Annotated in this window: 19 protein-coding genes; 8 read left to right on the plus strand and 11 right to left on the minus strand. The window is 59.5% G+C overall.

Translation table 11 applies throughout. The features are described from left to right. Positions 1-3: 3 nt before the first annotated feature. From CFE47_RS18020 to CFE47_RS18030, 3 genes are all read right to left on the minus strand, one after another. The gene (locus CFE47_RS18020; RefSeq protein ID WP_286839030.1) at positions 4-795 is read right to left on the minus strand and encodes an enoyl-CoA hydratase/isomerase family protein; all 792 of its coding nucleotides are present in this window, start codon (positions 793-795) and stop codon (positions 4-6) included. Positions 796-945: 150 nt separating this feature from the next. Continuing rightward, positions 946-1,584 (minus strand): TetR family transcriptional regulator C-terminal domain-containing protein, encoded by a 639-nt coding sequence (locus CFE47_RS18025; RefSeq protein ID WP_286839032.1) that lies wholly within the window; start codon positions 1,582-1,584, stop codon positions 946-948. A 41-nt stretch (positions 1,585-1,625) separates the two neighbouring features. Further along, the gene (locus CFE47_RS18030; protein WP_286839034.1) at positions 1,626-2,384 is read right to left on the minus strand and encodes a class II aldolase/adducin family protein; all 759 of its coding nucleotides are present in this window, start codon (positions 2,382-2,384) and stop codon (positions 1,626-1,628) included. Between the two features lie 131 nt (positions 2,385-2,515). Between CFE47_RS18030 and CFE47_RS18035 the strand changes: the two genes are divergently transcribed. From CFE47_RS18035 to dkgB, 3 genes are all read left to right on the plus strand, one after another. Beyond that, positions 2,516-4,471: an oxidoreductase gene (locus CFE47_RS18035; protein WP_286839037.1), complete on the plus strand. Its 1,956-nt coding sequence runs from the start codon at positions 2,516-2,518 to the stop codon at positions 4,469-4,471. Next, positions 4,459-5,037: a helix-turn-helix domain-containing protein gene (locus CFE47_RS18040; RefSeq protein WP_286839039.1), complete on the plus strand. Its 579-nt coding sequence runs from the start codon at positions 4,459-4,461 to the stop codon at positions 5,035-5,037. The genes CFE47_RS18035 and CFE47_RS18040 overlap by 13 nt, the downstream gene beginning before the upstream one ends. Before the next feature lie 122 nt (positions 5,038-5,159). Continuing rightward, positions 5,160-5,978, plus strand: a complete 819-nt coding sequence (gene dkgB / locus CFE47_RS18045; RefSeq protein ID WP_286839042.1) for a 2,5-didehydrogluconate reductase DkgB — start codon at positions 5,160-5,162, stop codon at positions 5,976-5,978. Here dkgB and CFE47_RS18050 read toward each other — a convergent pair. The 6 genes from CFE47_RS18050 to CFE47_RS18075 form a co-directional block, all read right to left on the minus strand. Continuing rightward, a complete protein-coding gene (locus CFE47_RS18050) occupies positions 5,975-6,397 on the minus strand; it encodes an ANTAR domain-containing protein (protein WP_286839044.1) in 423 nt (140 codons plus the stop codon). The two genes, dkgB and CFE47_RS18050, sit on opposite strands and share 4 nt — an antisense overlap. Positions 6,398-6,531: 134 nt before the next feature. Then, complete coding sequence (locus tag CFE47_RS18055; RefSeq protein ID WP_286839046.1) at positions 6,532-10,149, minus strand: transporter substrate-binding domain-containing protein; 3,618 nt, start codon at positions 10,147-10,149, stop codon at positions 6,532-6,534. Between the two features lies 1 nt (position 10,150). Next, complete coding sequence (locus CFE47_RS18060; RefSeq protein WP_286839048.1) at positions 10,151-10,780, minus strand: response regulator transcription factor; 630 nt, start codon at positions 10,778-10,780, stop codon at positions 10,151-10,153. A 301-nt stretch (positions 10,781-11,081) separates the two neighbouring features. After that, positions 11,082-11,798, minus strand: a complete 717-nt coding sequence (locus CFE47_RS18065) for an MgtC/SapB family protein (protein WP_286839050.1) — start codon at positions 11,796-11,798, stop codon at positions 11,082-11,084. Positions 11,799-12,290: 492 nt separating this feature from the next. Beyond that, on the minus strand, positions 12,291-12,728 hold the full coding sequence (locus tag CFE47_RS18070) for a T6SS immunity protein Tdi1 domain-containing protein (protein ID WP_286839052.1): 438 nt from the start codon (positions 12,726-12,728) through the stop codon (positions 12,291-12,293). A gap of 24 nt (positions 12,729-12,752) precedes the next feature. Then, a complete protein-coding gene (locus CFE47_RS18075; protein ID WP_286839054.1) occupies positions 12,753-13,097 on the minus strand; it encodes an FKBP-type peptidyl-prolyl cis-trans isomerase in 345 nt (114 codons plus the stop codon). 167 nt (positions 13,098-13,264) lie between these two features. On the opposite strand from CFE47_RS18075, the gene CFE47_RS18080 reads away from it, so the two are divergent. Both CFE47_RS18080 and CFE47_RS18085 read left to right on the plus strand, forming a co-directional pair. Beyond that, positions 13,265-14,755, plus strand: coding sequence for a helix-turn-helix transcriptional regulator (locus CFE47_RS18080; RefSeq protein ID WP_286839056.1), 1,491 nt, complete (start codon positions 13,265-13,267; stop codon positions 14,753-14,755). Positions 14,756-14,864: 109 nt separating this feature from the next. Next, positions 14,865-15,137, plus strand: a complete 273-nt coding sequence (locus tag CFE47_RS18085) for a DUF1652 domain-containing protein (RefSeq protein WP_185710555.1) — start codon at positions 14,865-14,867, stop codon at positions 15,135-15,137. On the opposite strand, the gene CFE47_RS18090 is transcribed toward CFE47_RS18085, so the two are convergent. Next, the gene (locus CFE47_RS18090) at positions 15,100-16,293 is read right to left on the minus strand and encodes an MFS transporter (protein WP_286839058.1); all 1,194 of its coding nucleotides are present in this window, start codon (positions 16,291-16,293) and stop codon (positions 15,100-15,102) included. The two genes, CFE47_RS18085 and CFE47_RS18090, sit on opposite strands and share 38 nt — an antisense overlap. Before the next feature lie 77 nt (positions 16,294-16,370). Further along, the gene (locus tag CFE47_RS18095; RefSeq protein ID WP_185710557.1) at positions 16,371-16,679 is read right to left on the minus strand and encodes an RcnB family protein; all 309 of its coding nucleotides are present in this window, start codon (positions 16,677-16,679) and stop codon (positions 16,371-16,373) included. A gap of 151 nt (positions 16,680-16,830) precedes the next feature. Between CFE47_RS18095 and CFE47_RS18100 the strand changes: the two genes are divergently transcribed. From CFE47_RS18100 to CFE47_RS18110, 3 genes are read left to right on the plus strand one after another with little or no spacing between them, the layout of a single operon-like run. Further along, positions 16,831-17,388, plus strand: coding sequence for a helix-turn-helix domain-containing protein (locus CFE47_RS18100; RefSeq protein WP_286839062.1), 558 nt, complete (start codon positions 16,831-16,833; stop codon positions 17,386-17,388). An 11-nt stretch (positions 17,389-17,399) separates the two neighbouring features. Further along, positions 17,400-18,746: a glutamine synthetase family protein gene (locus CFE47_RS18105; RefSeq protein WP_286839066.1), complete on the plus strand. Its 1,347-nt coding sequence runs from the start codon at positions 17,400-17,402 to the stop codon at positions 18,744-18,746. 17 nt (positions 18,747-18,763) lie between these two features. Beyond that, positions 18,764-19,861 (plus strand): DNA alkylation repair protein, encoded by a 1,098-nt coding sequence (locus CFE47_RS18110; RefSeq protein ID WP_286839068.1) that lies wholly within the window; start codon positions 18,764-18,766, stop codon positions 19,859-19,861. The last annotated feature ends 197 nt before the right edge of the window (positions 19,862-20,058 follow it).

The following is a 20,058-nucleotide window of genomic DNA, read 5'->3' on the forward strand; positions in this document are numbered from 1 at the left end:
TTCTTATTGGCCGGAGAAAATCGGAGAGCGTTTTTCCAGGGACGCGCGCAACGCTTCGGCGCCGTCGGCACTTCTGCCGCACAACAGGCCTGCAGCGAGTTCGGCCTGCAGCTGCTCGGGCAGGCTGCGCGCGGCGCCTTCACGGATCAGGGTCTTGGTCTGGGCGAAGGCGAACGTCGGGCCGTTGGCCAGGCGCGTCGCGAGTTCAGCGGTGTGGGCGTGCAATTGCTCATCGGCGACCACTTCGCCTACCAGCCCAGTGGCGAGGGCGCGGTCGGCGCTCCACAGTTCGTCGAGGAACAACAGGCGCTTGGCTTGTTCGCTGCCGATCAGGCGTGGCAAGTGCCAGCTGGCACCCGCGTCTGGCGAGTAGGCCATGCTGGTGTAGCCGGCCTTGAAGCGTGCCGATTGGGCCGCGATACGCAGGTCGCAGCACAGGGTCAGGTCCATGCCGGCGCCGACGGCGGTGCCATTGATCGCGGCAATCGTGGGTTTGTCGAGGGTGTGCAAACGGGTCATCAGGGCGTGGGCGGTTTCGGTCCAGCCGTAGGTTTCGAGGGCGCCACGCGCTTCGGCGTCGGCCCACTCGGCCAGGTCGGCACCCGCGCAGAAGCTGCGGCCGCTGGCGGTCAGCACCACCACGCGTACGCTGGCGTCGCTGTTGAACGCATCGAGCAAGGTGTGCAGGTGCTTGAGGGTGGGAATGTCCAACGCATTGCGCTGCGGGCCACGGTTCAGGGTGATCCAGGCGACGCCTGCTTGCACATGGGTGAGCACGGGCGAATCGGTAGTCATGGCTTCCTCGAATTATTTTATTTGGCGTGAGGGGTGCGACATGCGCCGATACTAAACAAGTGTTCAGCAAGAAGGCAATCGGCAAGCCAGAAATATTTTTCGAGGGGGAAAATGCCGACCTGAACCTTGCGTTCAGGCGGCGAGATTAGCTCAGGGTTTGAGCTGGTAACGCTGACGACCACCGGCCTGCAGGCCGTCGACCCAGGCTTCGCAGATTTGAATGCCCTGCTCCGGCGTAAACGTACCGGGGTTGAGCCCCGACTCCAGCCACAAGCCGTCCAGCAGTGCACTCAGGCCGATGGCGGCGAGGTCGGCATCGAAGCGCTTCCAGCCCTCCTCCTTGGCCATGTCGGTCAGCGCCGAGCGCATGATGGTGCGGTACTCGCCGTAGGAATGTTCGTGGGCCAGGTTGATCGCGGGCGCTGTCTTCACTGCGCCCCAGAACACCAGCCAAGCGTCCAGCAGGTGCGGGTCGAGCAATTCAGCGGAGAACGAGCCACGAAACAACGCTGACAACCGCTCCCTCGGGTTCGGCGGCGCCTTGGCCATGGTCTCGCGCAGCAAGCTCATGACCTGCCCGGTGATGGTGCGATAGGCCTCGGCCACCAGCTCATCCTTGCCCGAGTAGTGATGGCTGATCAGCCCCACCGACACTCCGGCCTCGGCGCTGATCTTGCGGATCGACGCACCCTGGAAGCCGTCGCGCTTGAGGCATGTAAGCGTGGCCTGGACCAGATTGGCCTTGCGCACTTCCGGGTCCATCCGGGAAAAACGGGATTCCTGGGTCATGCGGCGGTTTCCTACGATTGGGTCGGCAGCACGACTCTACATCAGTCGCGATACCCCGGCGACACCCGATCCAGCATCCGCAGCAACGCCGACCACGCCAGGTGCATGGCGTCCAGATCAGCCAACTCACCCTCTTCCAGCGCGCGGCCAGGGTTGTTGAATTGTTGCTCGGTGTAGGCGCACACCTCGGCAGACGGCAGGATCAGCGTACCGCAGGCCTGCGCGGCGATCTGGATGTCACAGGCCTTCTCCAGGTAATACATGCGCAAGAAGGCCTGGCTGACCGTCTCGCCCACCGTGAGCAAACCATGGTTACGCAGCATCAGCACTGGCTTGTCACCCAGGTCGGCCACCAGTCGGCGTTGCTCGTCCATGTCCAGGGCCACGCCTTCGTAGTCGTGGTAGGCGACCTTGCCGTAGAACTCCATGGAGATCTGGTTGACCGGCAGCAACCCGCACTCCAGCGCCGCCACCGCGCAGCCGGCCCGGGTGTGGGTGTGCAGCACGCAATGGGCGTCTTCGCGGGCGCCGTGGATCGCGCTGTGAATCACAAAGCCCGCCGGGTTGACCGCGTAGGGAGAAGGCTCCACGGCGTGCCCGTCGAGGCCGATTTTCACCAGGCTGGACGCCGTGATCTCATCGAACATCAAGCCGTAGGGGTTGATCAGAAAGTGATGTTCGGGCCCGGGAATGCGCACCGAAATATGGGTGAAGATCAGGTCGCTCATGCGGTAGTGGGCGATCAAGCGGTAGCACGCGGCAAGCTGCTCGCGCAGTTGCTGTTCGGTGGAGTGAGTCATTTTTATTCTCCAGGCACAGGGTGGGTGATGGCGACGCTAATCCAGTCGCCAGTAAAAAAACAAGTTGATTTTTTACTGGCGCTCGCCTCCTATAGAAAAACAACAATAACAGCGCCTGGAGTATCCGCACCATGTCGCACCCTGCCTTTCCCCACCTGTTTGAGCCCCTGGTCCTGCGGGGCAAACGCCTGAAAAACCGCATCATGTCCAGCGGGCATGACACCTCGATGCCCACCGACAATCGGGTCAACCCGCAGTTGATTGCCTATCACCGTGCGCGAGCAGAAGGCGGTGTCGGGCTGATTGTGCTGCAGGTGGCAGGGGTGCACGACAGCGCGCGGTACACCTCTCATGTGCTGATGGCCACTGACGATGGGTGCATCGGGGGTTATCGCGAATTGGCTGAGGTCTGCCATGCCCAGGGCACCGTAGTGCTGTCGCAGATTTTCCATCCGGGGCGGGAAATCATGGAGTCGGCTGATGGTTTGCTGGCCGTGGCGTACTCCGCGTCGGGCGTGCCAAATGAACGCTTCAGGGTGATGCCGCGGGCACTGGACCAAGGGATGATCGACGAGATTGTCGCCGGTTACGCGGCAGCCGCCAGGCGGTTGCATCAGGCCGGTATCGATGGGGTTGAGGTGGTCGCCAGCCATGGGTATCTGCCGGCGCAGTTTCTCAATCCAAGGGTCAACCGACGTACCGACGAGTACAACGGGTCGCTTGAGCAACGCTTGAAATTTCTGCGGGAAATCATCGCAGCCGTTCGGGCGGCGACCGACGCGCAATTCATCATCGGCCTGCGTATTTCTGCCGATGAGCGCGATGCCGAGGGCCTGACAGAAAGTGAATCGCTTGAGGCCGTGCACAGCCTGCAAACCGAGCTGGACTATGTGCACATCGTCGCCGGTACATCGGCGTCGCTGGGCGGTGCGATCCATATCGTGCCACCCATGGCCATCGCCGCTGCGTACCTGGCGGATGAGGCGGCTGTGTTCAAGGCCAAGCTGTCAATTCCACTGTTTGTTACCGGGCGCATCAACCAGCCCCAGGAAGCCGAATTGATCCTGGCGCGAGGCCAGGCCGATGTGTGCGGGATGACGCGCGCGTTGATCTGCGACCCACTGATGCCCGCCAAAACCCAGGAGGGTCACGTTGAAGATGTGCGCGCGTGCATCGCCTGCAACCAGGCGTGCATCGGTCACTTTCACAAGGGGTTGCCGATCTCTTGCATCCAGCATCCCGAGACCGGTCGTGAGTTGCAGTTTGGCCAACAACAAACAGCGGTGAAGCGTAGACGCATCATGGTGGTCGGCGGTGGCCCGGCCGGCATGAAGGCCGCTGCCGTAGCGGCGCAACGCGGGCATGAGGTCACGCTGTACGAAGCCACCAGCCAATTGGGCGGGCAAGTGCAGTTGGCACAATTGCTGCCGCGTCGTAGCGAATTCGGCGGTGCCAGCACCAACCTGCAACGAGAGATGGCACTGGCCGGGGTGCACGTGGTGCGCAATACACGGGTAGATCGCGCGCGGGTGGAACGGGAGAAACCTGATCATGTGATCATCGCCACCGGCGCCGAGCCCTACTGGCCGGCCTTCGAAAACGGCGGGGAACTGCAAGTGGTGGACGCCTGGCAGGTGCTGCGCGAACAGGTCACGCTGGGGCGTTCAGTGGTGGTGGTCGACTGGCGTTGCGACTGGATCGGCCCCGGCATCGCCGAACGCCTGGTGCGCGCCGGTCATCACGTGCAACTGGCGGTGAACGGCACCCATTGCGGTGAAAACCTGCCGCTGTACGTACGCGATCAACTGGCCGGCGAGCTGCATCGGCTGGGCATCCCGATCATTCCCTACGCCCGCCTGTACGGCTGCGACGACACCACGGTGTACCTGCAACACACCGCCAGCGGCGAGCCCATGCTGTTGGAGAATATCGACACCCTGGTGTTGTGCCAGGGCCACCAGCCGGTGGACACTCTGGGCGCGGAGCTGCAAGGCCTGGTGCCGTTTGATCGTATCGGCGACTGCCTGGCCCCGCGCACCGCCGAAGAGGCGATCTATGAAGGACTCAAGGTAGCGTGGAACCTTTGACAGACGAACCCCAGCAACTGTTTCTCGGCACGCGTATTCGCGGCCTGCGCAAGGCGTGTGGCATGACGCTGACGGACCTGGCCCAGGCCAGTGAACTGACTGCCGGCTACCTCAGCCAACTGGAGCGCAACCTGGCGTATCCGTCAATTGCGGCGCTGTTCAATATCGCCCGTAGCCTGGGGGTGACCATCCAGTGGTTCTTCGCCAGCGAATCCATCCCCGCCCCTGCCGATGACGGCTATGTGGTGCGCAAGGGGAATCGCCAGAGCATCCACTATGAAGACGGTATCGTTGACCAGTTACTCACACCGCTGCCGAACCATCAGTTGGAAATGCTGCACTCCTGCTTCCCGCCGGGTACCTACAGCCAGCAGAGTTATAGCCACGAAGGCGAAGAGGCAGGCTACGTGTTGAGTGGACAGTTTGAGCTCTGGGTCGGCGAGCAGCACTTCCTGTTGGATGAAGGCGACAGTTTCAGCTTTGCCAGCCGTGAACCTCATCGCTACGGCAACCCTGGCAAGGTAGATACGACGGTGATCTGGGTGATTACGCCGCCGACGTTTTAGGCCGCAGGACGCGCCCATTCGTGACTGGCGGTAAAAACTCCTTTTCGACTTCGGCGGTTTTTCCGAAGGAACGACGGGCGGATACTCGACTCCATTGTTCACACGCCCTTCTGGAGTTACTGATGTCTACCCCCACGCAAAACATCCCAGCCTTTGGCCTCGGCACCTTCCGCCTGCAAGGCCAGGTGGTGATGGATTCGGTCAGCACTGGCCTGGAACTGGGTTACCGGGTCATCGACACCGCGCAGATCTATGAAAACGAGGCAGACGTTGGCCAAGCCATCGCCAACAGCGGCATTCCACGTGATGAGCTGTTTATCACCAGCAAGATCTGGATCGCCAACTTCGCCGATGGCCTGTTGATTCCAAGTCTCAAAGAGAGCCTGCGCAAGCTCAAGACCGACTACCTGGACCTGACCCTGATCCACTGGCCATCGCCTGAAGACCAGGTACCCGTTGCCGAATTCATGGCGCAGTTGCTGGAAGCCAAGCGCCTGGGCCTGACGCGCCAGATCGGGATTTCCAATTTCACCATCGACCTGATGAAGCAGGCGATTGCCGCCGTCGGTGCCGAAAACATCGCAACCAACCAGATCGAATTGCATCCTTACCTGCAAAACCAGAAGGTGGTGGATTTTGCCACCGATCACGGTATTCAGATCACCTCTTACATGACCCTGGCCTACGGCGAAGTGCTCAAGGACGCGGTGATCCAACAGATTGCCGAACGCCACCAGGCTACCCCGGCACAAGTCACCCTGGCCTGGGCCATGCAACAGGGTTACGCGGTGATCCCTTCCTCGACCAAGCGTTCCAACCTGGAAAGCAACCTCAAGGCCCCGCAACTGACCTTGAGCGCCGCCGACATGGCTCAAATTGCCGGCCTGGAACGCGGTCACCGCTTGACCAGCCCGAAGGGCATCGCGCCGAAGTGGGACTAAACCCTCGCCGCAGGCATGCGGGATAATTCCCGCAGCCACGGCAATACCCGCAGGCCGCCGGCGGCTTCGGGTGGGTCGATGATATCCATGAAGTGCTCGAGGTTTACGTTGTCGGGCACGCCGGGCAGCCGTACCAGCACGGCCGGCGTTGCGCCGGCCTGCGCACCCAGGTCCAAGTGATCGTAGACAAGCACATGTCGCACCTGGGCTTGGGGTTCGCAGGCATGTGCGGTAAGCCCGGCATTGATGATCAACACGTCAAACGGCTCGGCCGGAATGGCCGTAAGAATCTGGACTTCTTCGAAGGTCTGTACCGGGACAATCCGGTGGTACCCCAGTTGATTGAGCATTTTCTCGATGTACAGCCGTTGCAGGTGCTGTTCATCGGCAATCAGGATGGTCAGTGCTTTGTTCGGCATGGCAAACCCCTGGACAGGCAGCGCTCGTCGGTGAGCGAGGCCCATTTTCCAGACATATTCCGACGAAAAAATCAGGCTTGTTCCCATTCCATGTAGGAGTTCTCCCAAACTCACCGGATGACTATCCGACTCAGTCACGCCTGATTGCAATACGCTTCCAAGGAACGATCTAACTCATCGATGGCCACGCCTACCGCATCGGTAGCGGCCCCCAACGCAGCAAGATCTCGTCGCTCACACACGCTTTCCAATGCTTCGCAGCAGACGATCAACGCCTTGGCCTTGACCATTCGCGCGCCTCCTTTGACGCGATGGCCCAGGTCAAACAACTTGGCAAAATCTGCCTTGCTTAAAAACGCTTGCAGCAAAGCCTGATCCTCCTTGAGGCTGTCAAGCAATGGCTCCAGCAACTCGTTAAGCGCGGCGCGATCATTCCCGGTGAGCGTGATAAGGGAACTCAAGTCAAACAGTGGTTCAGCTTCATCGCTTGCCACTGCGCCAGTCCGCGAGGCCAATGCCAAGCGCAAGTCTTCCAGCCCTGTGGGTTTGAACAGACAACCGTCCATGCCCGCTTGCCGGCAGCGTTCGGCCTCTTCTGGCTGAGCATTCGCGGTGAAACCTAACAACAGGCACGGCTCCATTCCACGCAAGCGCTCTTGTACACGAATATCACGCGCCAGCGCGTAACCGTCCATGAGGGGCATATTGCAATCGGTGATAACACCTTCGAAATGCCCAGCCTGCCACAGTGCCAGCCCTTGTACCCCGTCTTCAGCGGTGACGATGTGGTGCCCCAGAAAGTTCAGCTGCCGCGCCAGCAAAAGGCGGTTGGCCGGGTAGTCGTCCACCACCAGGATGTTTAACCCACGCGCGGGTGGGTGGTATGGCAGCGGTGAATGAGCCGGCCCCGCAGAGGCCTGTGCCAGCGTCAATGTCACGTCCACCCGCGTGCCCTTACCCAGTACACTGCTCAAATGCAGTTGGCCGCCCATCATCTTGCATAGGCTTCGGCTGATCACCAAGCCCAGTCCGGACCCGCTACGCGCCGATTGTTCGTTGTTGCTGCCCTGGGTAAACGGGTTGAACAAACGTAGTTGGTCCTCGGCACTGATGCCAATACCGGTGTCTTCCACCCATAACCTCAAACTCAACTGTTCGCCCGCCGACGACGGCGTCCCCTCAGCGCCCAGGCGCACGACACCGGTGCCGGTAAACTTGATCGCATTGCCCAGCAAATTCGACACGACCTGCTTGAGACGCATAGGATCGATCAGCACCATTTGATCGATCATCGGGTCAAGCTCCACTTGCAGCACCAGGCCCTTGTCTCGCGCCAACCCTTCGAACACCCGCGCCACCGAGGCCAGCAGCTCTCGCAAGTTTGAGGGTTCCAGGGCCAGGGACAAATGGCCGGATTCGATGCGTGCGATATCGAGAATATCGCCGATCAATTCCAACATGCTGCGGGAGGCCACCGACGCCACTTCCAGCGCATCCCGGTCAGCTCGGCCCTGTTCGGCATTTTTCAGGGCCAACTCAATCATGCCAATCACCGCATTCATCGGTGTGCGGATCTCGTGGCTCATGGTCGCCAAAAACGTGGTCTTGGCCCGATTAGCTGCGTCAGCTTCCTCCTTGGCCTCCTGAAGCTGGCCCAACAAGTGTTGGCGTTCACTTACGTCGACCCACCCGGCGATCATGCCCACCACCTTCTCGTCACCATCACGGTACGGCAGCATCCACTGGTAGATGGTCAGCACATCGCCATTGGGCAACTTGAGTACACGATCATGGATCTGCGGCTCGCCCCGCTCCATCAAGCGCAGGTAGTCGGCATGGTACGACTGGGCCTGCGGTGAGTTGCCGGTGTCGGTTTCCACAACGGTCCTGCCGATCACGTCTTCCAGCTTGAACCCGAACACATCAAGGTAGGCGTTGTTACAGGCCATTAACCGCCCTTGGCGATCCCGCACGTAAATTGGGTGGGGGGTGCCATCGATCAACACGCTCATAAAACGCATCTGGTCGCTCAAGGCTCTTTCGGCTTGGGTACGCTTGTGAATCAAGTTACGCAGGTAGAACACCCAACCCAGGGTGACTAACAGCAGCAGTGCCGCCAAGACAAACCCTTGGATAATCACGTTACGGTGGCGCTTCCAGTAGCTGTCCTCGATGATGATTTCGCTGCGCCAATGGTTGGTCATCTCATCCATCTCTTCGGGTGTGATGCTTAACAGCGCTTTATCGAGGATTGAGTACAACTCCAACTGGCTGCGGCTGACACCAAAGGTAATGCGGGCAGGGTCCGTGCCGACCGTGCTGGTGATACGCAGGCGATCACGGTAATTACGCGCAATCATGTAGCGCGCACTGATAAGCGAAAGGACCGTCGCATCGACACTGCCTTTGGCCACCGCCTCCATCGCTTGCTCAGGGTTTTCAGCGTTAACAAACTCGATGCCGGGGTAATCCCGGGAAATCTGCGCCGCAAGGCTGTTGCCACCGATGAATGACAAGCGCTTTGCAGTCATGTCTTCCAGGGTAACCACGCGTTCGTCGTCGCTACGCACCACCAATACATAGGGATTGGACAAGTAAGGCCGGGTAAAACGCAGCTTTTCGGCGCGTTCGACACTGGGGGTAATCACCGCCAGCATGTCCGCCTGGCCGGTGCTGACCGCATCGATTTGCCTGGGCAGTGAACTGCCTTGCACCACCTCAAACTTCAAGCCGGTGCGCAGGCTGATACGCGACATCACCTCGGCGCTCAAGCCTTCGAATTGTCCTTGCTCGTTGAAGAATGACAGTGGCACGAACCTGTCGAGCACCGCCACTTTCACCAGCGGATGCTTTTCCATCCAGCGCTGCTCACTCACACTCAAGCGCAATCGGTCGGCCTCCAGGTAACCGCTGCCGCCAGCACTCCAACGTCGCAGGATCTCCAACTGCTGACTGGCAGGAATTGCAGCCAGCGCAGCGTTGATGATCGTCAGCAGCCGGGTGTTGTCCTTGGTCAAGGCGAACCCAAACGGATTGACTTCCAGCGCGGAAAAGTCCGCCATGCGCACGTTATTCAGATGGTTCTTGTTGATCAGGTAGCGGGTGCTGATGGCATCGCCCAGGTAGACATCCGCCTGGCCGAACGCCACAGCACCAATCGCTTCGAATGTCGAAGCAAACAGCAACAAGTGCGCGCGGGGGTAAAAAGCCTGCACGGCGTCCGGCAGCATGTAGTGGTAGAGCATCGCCAGGCGTTTGCCGGCCAGGTCTGCACTTAAAGAGTGGCTGTCGCCGGTACGAGTCACCAGCACAGGCTGATCATTGGCGTAGGACCGGGACAGCACCAACTGCCGGTCGGCCGCCTCAAAGCCGTTGGCCGACCCCAGAAAGTCCAGGGTTCCCCGTTTGAGCGCATCGATCACTTCATCGCGGGTGTCATAACGCCGAACGTCGATAGGGATGTTCAGGATCAGGCTGATCAACCTTGCGTAGTCAGCGGTAATACCTTCGAAGTCGTCGTTGTTGTTGCTCATATCAAACGGTGCGTAATCGGGTGCTGACACCCCCATCACCAATCGGCGTCGCTCACGTAGCCAACGCCAGTCGGCTTCATCAAGCACCACGGTAGGGTTTTCAAGAGTGGAATGGCCGAGCAGACGCAGAGAGTGAGGTTCGTCCAGGGCCATCGCCACACAGGGCAACAGCCCCATCAGCAAGATGGCTGTAAGTTTCGCCAGCCAAGGGGTGGCCATTTCAGATCAAATGGTTGCGCTGGGCGAACTTGGACAAATGCACCACCGAAGACATATGCAGCTTTTCCTTGAGACGGGTCTTGTAGGTACTGATGGTTTTGTGGCTCAACAGCATATCTTCGGCAATTTCCTTGTTGCCCAATCCCAGCGCCAATTTTTGCAGCACCGTCAACTCGCGGTCCGACAGGGATTCCACCAGCGCCTGCTCCGTGGTCTGCAGATCATCGCGCCGCACCGAGCTGGTGGGTAGGCTTGGGAAACAACTGTAGTTGGACATCACCGCCCTGATCGCTTTTTGCAACTCGTCCAATTCACCCGTCTTGGCCACAAAACCCATGGCTCCGGCGCGCATGCAACGGGTGGAAAAAAATACCGCGAGATACGAAGTAAGCACCAGAATTTTGCAGGGTAATTCCAGCGCCTTGATCCGGCTGATCACCTCCAACCCACCGAGTTTTGGCATTGCCAGATCGAGGATGACCAAGTCAGGGCGCTCCTCACGGGCAATCTGCATAGCGTCGGCGCCGTTGCCCGCTTCAAAGACTTTGTCGAAGCCTTCCCGCTTCAACAGGTACTTCACGGTGGAGCGTATAAAAGGGTGATCGTCCACTATTAAAGCTTTGTTGCTCATAAGACTCCCCTGGGAAGATCAGTACGCTTACACATCACGCGGGACCTATCTACCTGTGAAAAGTAACAGCTCCGACAAACGGTACTGATTACTCTGCTTAACACTTCAGGCAGAACAGACCCCTCCACTTGAAAAAACACGGTAACCACGTAAAGCCGAACCCGGGTTCCTGGGCAGGCACAAGCGCGCAACCTTAACAATGCAGCGCTCTTTCAAATGAAGGGATAGTCTCGAGTGCTTGTAGGACCTTTCCTCGCTAAAGCATAGCCAGCTTTGCGCAATGCACGGCTGGCAGCAGGGACTAGTCGGTGGTACTTGGGCTCCAGAATGCCTGCACCACCAGGGTCGACATTGAGATTCGCGCCACCAATGCATCCAGTTCGTCACCGTCCACCGACGTCACCGCAAGCGTCGCTTCGATTTCCACCTCATCAGTGCCGAAAGGTCGTACGTCGACATCGCTAGCCGGATAGTTGCAGCGCGCCAGCTCCGCCTCCATCAAGGCCAACACGGCTTTTTGCTGGGTACGACGGGCGATGACATACAAAATGTTGGTAACTTCCGCCGATACAACGTCCAGCGGCTGACGGTTGATGTTATTGACGATCGGCCGCAACAGTGTGTTCGCCGCCAGCACAAACAACGTGCCCAGCAGCGCCTCCAGGATCAGGTCGGCACCGGCGCAGGCCCCCACCGCGGCAGACGCCCAGAGCGTGGCCGCCGTGTTGAGCCCGCGCACATTGCCTTCTTCACGCATGATCACGCCCGCCCCCAGGAAACCAATGCCCGACACCACGTACGCCACCACGCGCACCGCGCCTTCCGCACCGCCCAAGCGATTGGCCATGTCGACAAAAATCGCCGCGCCCACCGCCACCAGCACGTTGGTACGCAAGCCAGCCGTACGTTGACGGTATTGGCGTTCGAAACCAATCAGCCCACCGAGAATAAACGCGGCCGTGAGGCTGACCAGGGTATCGACCAAGGAGTTGAGGTTGATGTTGTTGATTGCTTGCATAGGAAATATTCCCTGTTCATAGCCAGCCAAACTACGGAGATGGAAGCCTTTCGCTACGCCGGTTCCACAGGCACAGTCGGTCAGGCCCGCCCGCCTCGAAAGGCAGGCGCGTCCGTAGCATCCAGAGGGTTACTCAGGTGCTGGTCAGCGTCGATGAGAGGGAATCAAGACAGGGCCAGGACTGGCCGCTGCGGTGATACCGCTTCTCGCTTTTTTTGGCGAGACAACGGCATCGGAAGAATGCGCGTTACCTTGCCAAGCCTGTGCCGGTGACTGGGACCGGCCTACAACTGTCACTTGAACAAGTAGCCACTGGGGCCTCCGCTAATAATGAAATCGCGCGAAGCTTACGCTTCGGTTACAGGGGAGTAAACCGTAGGAAATTTTCCCGATGCGGAATGACCGGATTCTTCAGGGCGGGTTCAGGTACCGCTTTGCGAACGCACCGTCATCAAAAATGTAGTGAGCGGGCAGTGGAGGCCTAGGGCGGGGTCAATCGACGATCCTGAGTTTCACTTGTGCGCCATCCGGTAAGTCCTTGATCTGCAGCGCCAGGTCACCGCTGAACCGAACCTGCTCGACATGATCCAGCCGCCTTACATTGTCGATGCCATACGCACCGCCCAACACCGGCGAAACAACAAAATGATAAACCTGGCCTGGGACCAACGGCCCCAGCGCTGCCTCGGCCTGCTCAACCATCGGTTGCAGATACCAATCACGCAAGAACGCCTGATCCCTGGACACCTCGTCCAACACTTCACGGGTTTGCGCAATCACTTCGCAGCACAATGCTTCAGGGCACAACCGCCAATAACGCCCTTGCCCGTCCTTGATCATCAGGTTGCCAAATGCCGTACTACCCACCACCTCAACAGGGTCAATGCCGCACCAACCCCAACTGTCACGTATCGCCTGAATCATCTGCATGCCGCCTCCTTGCACCGAAAAACTTCAATCATCCCGCGTCAGTACTTCCAACAACTCAATCTCAAAACGCAAATTGCTGTTGGGCTTGATATGCGCGCCCATTGGCCGTTCGCCATAAGCCAAATGCGCCGGCACGAACAGCGTACGCACGCCACCAACCTGCATGCCCATCAGCCCCTGGTCCCAACCCTTGATGACACGGCCAGTACCGATAACGCATTGGAACGGCTTACCGCGCTCCCAGGAAGAGTCGAACACCGTGCCGTCTTCCAAAGTGCCGGTGTATTGAGTGGTTATCAGCGCGCCCTTGACCACGGTTTTGCCGTCGCCCAGGCGGATGTCGGTGATCTGGAGTTCATCGTTGCTCATGGGAATCTCGATGGATGCGCAAAGGGTGGGGTTTTCCCAGAATTGGCTGGGTTTGGCAAGTGCACCAAACCCACTGGTGCATCCGCACTACGGGGTTGGGCAATTGCTCTGCACTATCCTCAACCCAGAGTGTCGTACTCCCATAAGCCCCCACGCCTGGAGACTCTATGACTCAGGATGTACTCGCCAAGGAAACCAACCGCCGCCAACTGCAGCAGATCATCTCCGGCTTGTCTGACGGTGTGATCCTGGCCGAGGTCGATCAAACCATCCTGTGGGCCAATGAGGCCGCACTGTCTATGCACGGCGTTGGCGATGTGATGGGGCTCGGCGCCAATGGGCAGCAATATGCTGAGCGTTTCGCCCTGCGTTATCGCAACAACCATCCTGTAATGCCGGAAAACTACCCGCTGGCGCGTGCGGCGATGAGTGATGAGTTTAGCGACGTGGTGGTGGAAGTCACCCCGACTGCCGACCCGGATAGAACCTGGGTCCATCGCCTGCGCAGCCTGGTGATCACCGACTCCAAAGGGGAGCCGGAGCTTCTGGTGCTGATCCTCAGCGACGCCACTGAATGGGCCAGCGCCGAGCAGCGCTTCGAGAAGACGTTCAACGCCAACCCCGCGCCCGCTGTGATCTGCCGCCTGAGCGACTTGCGCTACATCAAGGTCAACCAAGGCTTTCTGGAAATGACCGGCTACAACCGCGACCAGGTCATCGGCAAATCCGTATATGAACTGGACGTGCTTGAACAGGCCGAACGCAAGGACTTGGCCATCCAGCGCCTGGGCGAAGGTGCAACCATCCCGCAGATGCAGGCCGAACTGCGCTTGCCCGAAGGCGGCAGCAAGCTGGTGATTGTCGCCGGCCAACCGTTGGACATGAACGAGGAAGACTGCATGCTGTTCTCCTTCATGGACCTGGAACCTCGGCGCAAGGCCGAAATAGCCCTGCGCCAGAGTGAGGAACGCTTTGCCAAGTCGTTCCGCCTCACGCCTGTGCCAACCTTGGTGTGCAGCGCCGGTAATCGCCAGGTGGTGGACATCAACGAAGCCTTCATGAACATCACCGGCTATACCAGCGAGGAACTGATCGGCAAAGCCATCGAAGACATCAACTTTATCGAGAGCCCCCAGGCGGGCGCGCTGTTGTTCGCTACCCTGGAAAAAGCCGGCAACCTCGAGGGCCAGGACCTCAAGGTGCGCAAGAAAGGCAACGAAGTGATCGACTGTGTAGTCTCCGCCGACACCGTGGTCATCCAGGACGTGCCCTGCTACCTGTTGGTGATGATGAACATCACCGAGCGAAAACGCTCGGAGCTGGAGCTGGTGGCCGCCATAGAGGAAGTGATGCAGGACGCCTCCTGGTTCAGCCAGACGCTGATCGAAAAACTGGCCAACGCCAAGAGCGTCAACAGCCCCAATTTACCCAACGTGGCTTTTACCGACCTCACCGCTCGCGAGCGTGATGTGCTGGGTTTGATCTGCGAAGGGCTGGCCGACAAAGAGATCGCCTCGCGCCTGAAACTCGCGCCCAACACCGTGCGTAACCACGTGGCCACGGTGTACTCCAAGCTGGGGGTGCACAGCCGCAGTGCCGCCATCGTCTGGGCCCGTGAACGCGGGCTGTTTGCCGGTGAACTGCGCCTCAAGAAGTAATCAATACAAGTGCAAATGCACTAGTGTGGCTAGTGCGAATTCGCCTTATGACGCCGCAGCCCAGTGCTTAACCTTCAAGGGTCGATACTTATGCCCTGAAGGAACCAGCATGTTTACCCTCTCGCAACTGCGAAATTGCATCGAAGAAGGCCTGTCGCCGCTGACGTGTGAATTCACCCTGTGCCGGGACGCGTCCCTGACCCTCAAGGTCTTCGACGCGCAAACCGGTCGGGTTGACCTGGTGGTGACGGGGATCAGCACCAACCGGCTGCAGACCCCGCAAGAAGTGGAAACGATGGTGGAAGAGTTGCGCTACGAACTGCAAAGCAACAACGTCGGCAAGCTCACGCTGGATGACTGGCCTTCAACGACGCCCCAATGAAATAGAACACCCCGCCCCCGACGATGAACGCCCCCAGCATGTAGAACATGTAGTGGGCCGGCAGACTGGCAAGCACCAGCCCACACAGCACCGGCCCCAGGGCAGCACCGAGGTTGGACAGGTTCTGCGCACCGTAATACATGCCTCGCAGGTGGTCCGGGGCGATGCGGTCGATGAACATGTATTCGGCCGGGAACACAATGATCTCCCCTACCGTGAACACCGCCATCGCCAGCACCCACCACAGCACGCTGGTGGACAAGGCAAAGCCGATCAACCCGAGCATGAACATGCCCAGGCCCGCGATGAGCCATTGGCCCAGGTAGCGATGGGAGATGCGCCGGCCAATCACATACTGCAAGGCAATCACCAGCACCGCGTTGGTCGTCAGCACAGCGCTGACCACGGTGTAGGTGTAATCGGCAGTGGTGGTGGTCACCAGGTACTGCGACAGCCACGCAGTGAACTGGCCAAACACCACGGCACTGAGCACCCCGCCGAGGGTGAAGCACACCAGGCGCCGATCCCGGAGCAACACGCGCCCCACCGCAAGGAACGGCACCGGCTTTTGCGTGGCATCCACGGTGGCCAGGGTTCGGTCACCCCAACGCCAATACAACAGAAAAAACCCCACTCCCAACAGCGCCGACAGAATGAACGGCAGGCTGATATCCAACTTGGCCACCATCGCCCCAAAAAACGGGCCTACGGCATAGCCGATATTGGTCAGGGTGTACTTGATGGAAAACACTTCGCTGCGCGCATCTTCGGGCAACAGGCTGGCGAAACCGGCCTTGACCGCGATATCGATCACGGCGTACGCCAAATTGATCAGGATCAGGCAGCTGTAGAACGCCCAGATATTCTGCGCGAGTACCGTGCCGATAAAGCCCAGTGCAAACAACACCGTGAGGCCGAGCAATAGCCGGTAACTGTTGATGCGGTCGACGAGAAAACCGCCGTACACACTGAGCAATGAACCAACGATCAACGAACTGCCGATCACCAGGCCGACTTGGGTAATGTCCAAGGCAAAGTGGCGGGTGAGGTAGATAACGAGGTAGGGAAAAGTGATGGCCTTGGCCAACGTCAGCAACAACGTGGCGGACAGCAACAGGTTCACGGTGCGGGGATAGTTTCTTATTGTGGCAAGCATCCTGCTCTCTTTCTTTTAAGGTAACGCGGCCTCTACAGCCGGCTACCTTAACTCAGGAACAGGGAGGAAATACAAGGTCATTTCTTGACGGGGGTGATCTCAAGTATGGTGCCGTTGGTCGTCTTGAGCAGCACGAATTTATCCCCCACCCGCGCCCATTGGCTGTCAGCCTCCGGCTGCTTGAGGCCACGCTTTTTCCAATCGCTGACGGCCGACTCCTTGCGCATCAGGATATCCGGGGCGCGGTCGCCTTCTTTCAAGTCACGGGTGTTGATGCTGGAAGGCTGTACGGTTTCCTGAGGGGTATCACCGGCCTGCACGACGAAACTGGCGGTGGACAGACTGGTGGCGAGCAACAGGCAAGCGGCTAGGGATTTTGATTTCATGGGTGCTCCTTCAATGAGTGGTGCGTACCCAAATTCGGACCACTGCCGCACACAATCATTCAACACAAGTGTCTCAGCCAGCACGAATTGCCCCATTGCCTACATGAAATAAATCATGTAATTTTTCATGAAATTATTCGACATAAATTTCATGAACCCACAAGAAGAACTCGCCACCCTCGCCGCGCTGATCCACGACCTGCGCAAGCACAAGAAGCTCACCCTCGCCCAACTCGCACAAAAAATCGAGCGCTCGGTCGGCTTCCTGTCCCAGGTAGAGCGAGGGCTGTCGCGCCCAACCGTGGCGGATTTGACCGCCATCAGCCACGCCCTCGACGTCCCCACCACCTATTTCTACAGCCAGCCCAAACCCAAGGCGGTGAACTGGATTACCCGTCCCAACGAGCGGCGCACGGTGTATTACGCCAACGGCATCACCGACATTCTCGTTTCGCCGAGCATGAACGGCGCCTTCTCGATGCTCGACAGCCTGTTGGCCCCCGGTGCCAACAGCGGTGAACAAACCATGAGCGACCGCGCCGAGCAGGCCGGCTTTGTACTGGAAGGCGAATTGACGCTGTGGGTCGAGGGCGAGGCCGATTCGGTCACCCTCGGCCCAGGCGACAGTTTTCACCTGGCCAGCTTCGCCCATTGCCGCTACGCCAACCTGACCGATCTGCCCGCCCGCGTGCTGTGGGTTTACAACTAGGAGCTGCACCCGTGAAAAGCCATTCCGCAACGTTGCTGGCCGAAGTACGGACCTTTCGCCAGAACCACCCGGACGTGCGTTACGTCGACCTGATCGCCCTGGACATTCCGGGGCATTTCTACGGCAAGCGCTACCCGGTGGAGATGCTCGAAAAAGTCGCCGCCGGCAGCCCCCTGAAATTACCGCAGAACGCGGTGTTGCTGGGCGTTCAGGGCGGGTTGTTCAAGATCGGCGATTACTGCTTCAACGACGGCGACCCGGATGCCAATCGCCGCCTGGTGCCGGGCACGCTCAAGCCGGTGACTTGGGAATCGCAGCCGCTCGGCCAGATGCTGATTACCTCGGACGGCACCGAAACCCCCATCGAATTCGAACCCCGCGAAGTGCTGGCCAAGGTGCTGGAACGCCTGCACCACAAGGGTATTCACCCGGTGGTGGCGTTTGAGCTGGAGTTCTACCTGTTCGACAAAAAACTCGAAGACGGCCTGCCGCAATTTGCCCGCGACCCGTTGAGCGGCGATGCCGATGACCAGCCCAACCTGCACATCGAACGCCTGTCGCGTTTCAGCGAAGTGCTGGACGATATGGCGCAAACCGCCAAGGACCAGGGCATCGATATCACGGTGATCACCGCCGAAATCGGCCCCGGCCAATTCGAGATCAATTTCGGTCATTTGGACGACGGTATGCGCGCCGCCGACTGGGCTGCCCTGTTCTGCCGCAGCACCCGAGGCGTGGCGCTCAAGCATGGGTACCGTGCCAGTTTCATGGCCAAGCCGTACCTGCAATATCCCGGCAGCGGCATGCATGTGCATGTCAGCCTGTATGACGGCGCCGGCAATAACTTGCTCGCCGCGCACCAGCAGCAACCGTTGCGTCACGCGGTGGCCGGTTGCCTGGAGTTGCTGCCCCACTGCATGCCGATCTTCTCGCCGAACCACAACGCCTTCCGTCGTCTGGGCGGTACCGTCAACGCGGCGACCCGCGCCAGCTGGGGTTTCGAAGACCGCGACGCGTGCGTGCGCATCCCCGAATCCGACCCGCGCAACCTGCGCATCGAACATCGCCTGGCCAGTGCCGATGCCAACCCGTACCTGGTGCTGGCGGCGATCCTCGTCGGTTTGGAGCACGGTCTTGAAACCAAGCGCGAGCCCATCACCCCGCTGAACGAGGACCGCAGCAGCGGCACCGATTTTCCCCTGGAAATGCTCGACGCCGTACGCGCCATGCAGCATCAACCGGTATTGCGCGATAAGCTGGGCGCCGAATTTGTCGACGTGTACTGCGAGAACAAACGCCAGGATCACTTGGCCTTCCAGCAAGAGATCCATGCGCGGGAATATCGCTGGTTTCTCTAACTTCCAAGGAATCACCGATGACCGACCAAAGCGCCCCGGCGCTCAAGGAAATCTTCAACGTCGAACGCCTGCAACACATCGCCACTGAAATGACGGCGGTGTACCCGGCGTTCGATGCCAAGGGTTTCCTCAAGCATGCCAAGGCCGAGTTGGCCGAGTTGTCGGTGATGCAGCGCATGGCGCGGGTCAGCGAGAGCCTGCACGCGGTGATCCCACTGGACTACCCGCAGACCCTGAAGCTGCTTTACGCCCTGGCACCGCGCTTGAACAGCAGCTTTGTCAGCCTGTTCCTGCCTCACTTCGTGGCGAGTTACGGCCTTGGGGATTTCAAGCGCTCCATGGCCGCACTCAAATACTTCACCACGTTTGGCTCTGCCGAATTCGCTATCCGCCACTTTCTGCTACACGACTTCCAGCGCGCCCTCGCCGTGATGCAAACGTGGTCGCTGGACGACAACGAACACGTGCGCCGCCTGGCCAGCGAAGGCTCGCGGCCACGTTTGCCGTGGTCATTTCGCCTGGCCGACATACAGGCCAACCCCGAGCTGTGCGCGTCGATCCTCGACAACCTCAAGGCCGATCCCAGCCTGTACGTGCGCAAGTCGGTGGCCAACCACCTCAACGACGTCACCAAGGACCATCCGGATTGGGTGCTCACCCTCATCGAAGGTTGGTCCCTGGACGACCCGCACACCGCATGGATCGCCCGCCATGCCCTGCGCAGCCTGATCAAGCAAGGCAACACCCGCGCACTGACAATCATGGGTGCCGGGGCCAAGGCCGAGGTGAAACTTCATCAGTTGAGCGTGACACCGGCCGTGATCAATCTGGGGGAGCGGATCAACCTGTCGTTCAGCCTGGAATCCACGGCCCTCACGGCGCAAAAGCTGGTGGTGGATTACGCCATCGACTATGTGAAAAGTGCCGGGCACAGTGCGAACAAGGTGTTCAAGCTCAAGGCTTTTAAACTGGGTGCAGGAGAGCAGCAGCACATTCGGCGCGAGCAGCATATTCGCGACATGACCACGCGCAAACACTACCCCGGCAGGCATGTGGTGCATGTGATGGTGAATGGGGAAAGGCTGGGCAGCGCCGAATTCGAACTGCGGGCCTGACTCAGTACGAATGTGGGAGCTGGTTTGCCTGCGATAGCCAGCAAAGGCAAAAGCGCACTTGTAGTGGGCGGGCTTGCCCCGCGCTGGGTGGCGAAGCCGCCCCAAAACCAAACGCCTCGGTCTTTTTGAAGCATCGCGTCGTTCTGCTTAGGGCGGCTTCGCCACCCAGCGCGGGGCAAGCCCGCTCACTACAGATT

It is taken from the genome of Pseudomonas sp. PGPPP1 (assembly GCF_002255865.1).
GTDB lineage: Bacteria > Pseudomonadota > Gammaproteobacteria > Pseudomonadales > Pseudomonadaceae > Aquipseudomonas > Aquipseudomonas cremoris.

Bases quoted from the DNA above. Each gene is read 5' to 3' on its own strand.
- CFE47_RS18020 (WP_286839030.1), bottom strand. From the start codon at position 795: ATGACTACCGATTCGCCCGTGCTCACCCATGTGCAAGCAGGCGTCGCC.
- CFE47_RS18025 (WP_286839032.1), bottom strand. From the start codon at position 1,584: ATGACCCAGGAATCCCGTTTTTCCCGGATGGACCCGGAAGTGCGCAAG.
- CFE47_RS18030 (WP_286839034.1), bottom strand. From the start codon at position 2,384: ATGACTCACTCCACCGAACAGCAACTGCGCGAGCAGCTTGCCGCGTGC.
- CFE47_RS18035 (WP_286839037.1), top strand. From the start codon at position 2,516: ATGTCGCACCCTGCCTTTCCCCACCTGTTTGAGCCCCTGGTCCTGCGG.
- dkgB (WP_286839042.1), top strand. From the start codon at position 5,160: ATGTCTACCCCCACGCAAAACATCCCAGCCTTTGGCCTCGGCACCTTC.
- CFE47_RS18050 (WP_286839044.1), bottom strand. From the start codon at position 6,397: ATGCCGAACAAAGCACTGACCATCCTGATTGCCGATGAACAGCACCTG.
- CFE47_RS18055 (WP_286839046.1), bottom strand. From the start codon at position 10,149: ATGGCCACCCCTTGGCTGGCGAAACTTACAGCCATCTTGCTGATGGGG.
- CFE47_RS18060 (WP_286839048.1), bottom strand. From the start codon at position 10,780: ATGAGCAACAAAGCTTTAATAGTGGACGATCACCCTTTTATACGCTCC.
- CFE47_RS18065 (WP_286839050.1), bottom strand. From the start codon at position 11,798: ATGCAAGCAATCAACAACATCAACCTCAACTCCTTGGTCGATACCCTG.
- CFE47_RS18070 (WP_286839052.1), bottom strand. From the start codon at position 12,728: ATGCAGATGATTCAGGCGATACGTGACAGTTGGGGTTGGTGCGGCATT.
- CFE47_RS18075 (WP_286839054.1), bottom strand. From the start codon at position 13,097: ATGAGCAACGATGAACTCCAGATCACCGACATCCGCCTGGGCGACGGC.
- CFE47_RS18080 (WP_286839056.1), top strand. From the start codon at position 13,265: ATGACTCAGGATGTACTCGCCAAGGAAACCAACCGCCGCCAACTGCAG.
- CFE47_RS18085 (WP_185710555.1), top strand. From the start codon at position 14,865: ATGTTTACCCTCTCGCAACTGCGAAATTGCATCGAAGAAGGCCTGTCG.
- CFE47_RS18090 (WP_286839058.1), bottom strand. From the start codon at position 16,293: ATGCTTGCCACAATAAGAAACTATCCCCGCACCGTGAACCTGTTGCTG.
- CFE47_RS18095 (WP_185710557.1), bottom strand. From the start codon at position 16,679: ATGAAATCAAAATCCCTAGCCGCTTGCCTGTTGCTCGCCACCAGTCTG.
- CFE47_RS18100 (WP_286839062.1), top strand. From the start codon at position 16,831: ATGAACCCACAAGAAGAACTCGCCACCCTCGCCGCGCTGATCCACGAC.
- CFE47_RS18110 (WP_286839068.1), top strand. From the start codon at position 18,764: ATGACCGACCAAAGCGCCCCGGCGCTCAAGGAAATCTTCAACGTCGAA.